The 1,711-nt window shown below is 48.9% G+C and carries 2 protein-coding genes and 1 other RNA gene; all 3 read right to left on the bottom strand.

Annotation, left to right across the window (positions count from 1 at the left end; genetic code table 11):
* Window positions 1–104, bottom strand: a transfer-messenger RNA (tmRNA) gene (gene ssrA, locus B7Y67_RS17235); the annotation flags it as partial.
* A 69-nt stretch (window positions 105–173) separates the two neighbouring features.
* The gene (locus B7Y67_RS17230) at window positions 174–851 is read right to left on the bottom strand and encodes an HAD family hydrolase (RefSeq protein ID WP_293599681.1); all 678 of its coding nucleotides are present in this window, start codon (window positions 849–851) and stop codon (window positions 174–176) included.
* Window positions 848–1,537: a bifunctional 2-polyprenyl-6-hydroxyphenol methylase/3-demethylubiquinol 3-O-methyltransferase UbiG gene (gene ubiG / locus B7Y67_RS17225; protein WP_293599680.1), complete on the bottom strand. Its 690-nt coding sequence runs from the start codon at window positions 1,535–1,537 to the stop codon at window positions 848–850. The genes B7Y67_RS17230 and ubiG overlap by 4 nt, the downstream gene beginning before the upstream one ends.
* Window positions 1,538–1,711: the final 174 nt, after the last annotated feature.

The raw sequence follows: 1,711 nt of genomic DNA, 5'->3' as shown, positions 1-1,711 counted from the left end.
ACGTTCGTCGTTTGCAGTTATTACATTCCCATTGATTTACGAGATAACGGGTCCTCGGTATGCCCTTGATGCTTTGTAATCCACGTCGAAACCATGTCGGTCCCAGATTGCATGCATTGGAACTTATATTTTAAGGCCCCTAGCCTTAAATTGCTTGCTATCTTTTGATCTCCCTACTGCGGGAAGATGATTTCCAGTAATTCTCTAGGGTGACGCACCAAGTAATCTGCGCCCCAGGCCTCTGGAGGCTCTTCACAGCCGCAATAGCCATACGCTGCTGCAATCGTTTTCATGCCTGCCGCTTTGCCTGCCACGATGTCTCTAATGTCATCTCCCACATAGATGGCATGTTTCGGGTCAATATTGGCAACTCGAGCTGCGTGCAAAATGGGCTCGGGATGGGGTTTTGAGTGTAGAGTCGTATCGCCAGAGATGGTTGATACTGCTCTTTGGCGCAAGCCCATTAGTTCTGTGAGGGGGTGAGTAAAGCGTTCGCTCTTGTTAGTCACAATGCCCCAAGGAAGGTTTGCGCTATCCAATTGATCCAGCAAATGATTAATCCCCTCAAAAAGTACGCTGTTTACTAGCAAAGCCTTCTCATAGTTTGCAAAGAATTCATCTCGCAAAGGAATGAAGTCAGGGTGATCTGGATCGATTCCAAACGCTCCACCAATCAGCCCCCGAGCTCCAGCGGAGGCGCAAGGTCGTAAGACCTCATATTGCTTTGGAGTGAGATTTCTAGCGATGAGAAGTTGATTGGCGGCCGCTACAAGGTCTGGAGCTGTGTCAGCAAGGGTACCATCTAGGTCAAAAAATACGCCCTTGTAAGGACTTGCTAACCTGCTACTCATTTGCGCACGACAATCATGTAGTTCACATCCACATCTTCGCCTAGGCTGTAGACCTGAGTAATGGGGTTGTAGCTCATGCCCTTCATACCGAGCATTTCGAGCCCTGCTTGGCGAGTAAAGGCGACCAATTCAGAAGGTTTAATGAATTTAGCGTACTCGTGGGTACCTTTCGGTAGCAGTCGGAGGATGTATTCAGCACCAATAATGGCGAATAAGTAGGATTTGGGGTTGCGGTTCAGGGTGCTAAAAAAGAGGGTGCCACCAGGCTTGCAGAGTGTTGCACAAGCTCGAACTACTGAAGCGGGGTCTGGGACATGCTCCAGCATCTCCATACAGGTCACCACGTCATATTGTTCCGGCTCTTCTTCTGCTAGCGCTTCGGCTGAGATAGAGCGGTATTTGAGGGTAGCTCCGACCTCGAGGGCATGCAATTCAGCGACCTTAAGGGCTTTTTCAGATAAATCAATGCCGCAGGTATCGGCACCAGACTGCGCAATAGACTCTGCCAGAATTCCACCACCACAACCGACATCCAGAACCTTCTTGCCCTCTAGATCAACAATGGACTTAATCCAGTTGAGGCGCAGGGGGTTGATGGCATGCAAAGGTTTGAATTCACTTTGAGGATCCCACCAGCGATGGGCTAGGGCGCTAAATTTGGCGATTTCAGATTGGTCGACGTTCATGGGGATAAAGGTGCTTCAAGCACGCTGAGATAGATGAATTACGAATATAGCGGAAATAAAAAAGCCCGGCAGAACCGGGCTTTTTTACAAGTAAAAAGAATTACTTAACTTTAGCTGTACCAACAACTTCGATGTCAGTACGGCGGTTCTTAGCGCGGCCTTCAGCAGTTGCAT

The sequence above is a fragment of the Polynucleobacter sp. 35-46-11 genome, assembly GCF_002281105.1.
The sequence above is the reverse complement of the archived record's forward strand: the minus strand, read 5'-3'. Positions and strand labels throughout refer to the sequence as shown.

Excerpts from the sequence above, each read along its gene's own strand:
- B7Y67_RS17230 (WP_293599681.1), bottom strand. The coding sequence starts at position 851 with ATGAGTAGCAGGTTAGCAAGTCCTTACAAGGGCGTATTTTTTGACCTA.
- ubiG (WP_293599680.1), bottom strand. The coding sequence starts at position 1,537 with ATGAACGTCGACCAATCTGAAATCGCCAAATTTAGCGCCCTAGCCCAT.